The organism is Mesorhizobium sp. M7A.F.Ca.CA.002.05.1.1, from assembly GCF_003998335.1.
In the GTDB taxonomy this organism is placed as follows: domain Bacteria; phylum Pseudomonadota; class Alphaproteobacteria; order Rhizobiales; family Rhizobiaceae; genus Mesorhizobium.
On the sequence record NZ_RZQI01001450.1, the window covers coordinates 1 to 840 of the forward strand.

The 840-nt window shown below is 65.6% G+C and carries 2 protein-coding genes; both read right to left on the bottom strand.

Annotated elements, in window-relative coordinates; all coding sequences use genetic code 11:
* Positions 1 to 544 (bottom strand): Gfo/Idh/MocA family protein (locus EN939_RS36275; RefSeq protein ID WP_164751610.1); only part of this gene is annotated, 544 nt, incomplete at its 3' end.
* Between the two features lie 47 nt (positions 545 to 591).
* A partial coding sequence (locus EN939_RS36280; protein WP_127272062.1) for an SDR family oxidoreductase occupies positions 592 to 840 on the bottom strand: 249 nt, incomplete at its 5' end.

Here is an 840-nt window from a genome sequence, read left to right on the forward strand (position 1 = left end):
CGCCATTGGAGCCGTGGCCGCGTGACAGGCGCCACAGCCATTTCGGATCGGTGCGCCAGTCGCCCCAGAATTTCGACACCAGCCAGCTTTGCAGGTAGGACGCCTCGACATGCCTGACGGTGCCGATCTCGCCCGCCTGCACCATCTGGCGGGCCTTCTGCAGCGCCGGCACATTGCGATAGGTGAGGTTCACCATGTTGACGATGCCGGCGGCCTCGGCGGCGTCGGCCATCTCGGTCGCCTTGCCATAGTTTTCGGCCAGCGGCTTCTCGCACAGCACCGGCTTGCCGGCGGCGACCAGCGCCATGGTGGTCGGGTGGTGGATGCGGTCCGGCGTGACATTGGCCACCGCGTCGAACTCACCCCATGTCAGCGCCTCATCCAGCGCGGTAAAGCGGTTGGGAATGTCAAAACTGTCGGCGAACTCGCCGACCCGTGCCGGATCGACATCGACCGCGCCGACGATGTCGACGCCGTCGATGGCGGTGAAGCGCCGCGCATGTTCCTGCGCCATCCAGCCGGTGCCGAGTATCAAAAGCCGCATTCTTTGCTCCTTGGGGTGAGATGCCGGGATCCCCCCGGCCGACGCCCTCAAATAGCGCGTATGATGCCGCCGTCGACCCGGATGTTCTGGCCGGTGATGTAGCCGGCGCCTTCGGACGCCAGGAAGGCGATGGTCGCGGCGATTTCTTCCGAGGTGCCGTAGCGCTGCATCGGCACACTGTCGCGGCGTTCTTCTGTGGCCGGCAGGCTGTCGATCCAGCCGGGCAGCACGTTGTTCATGCGCACATTGTCGGCGGCGTAGGTGTTGGCGAAGATCTTGGTGTAGGCGGCAAGCCC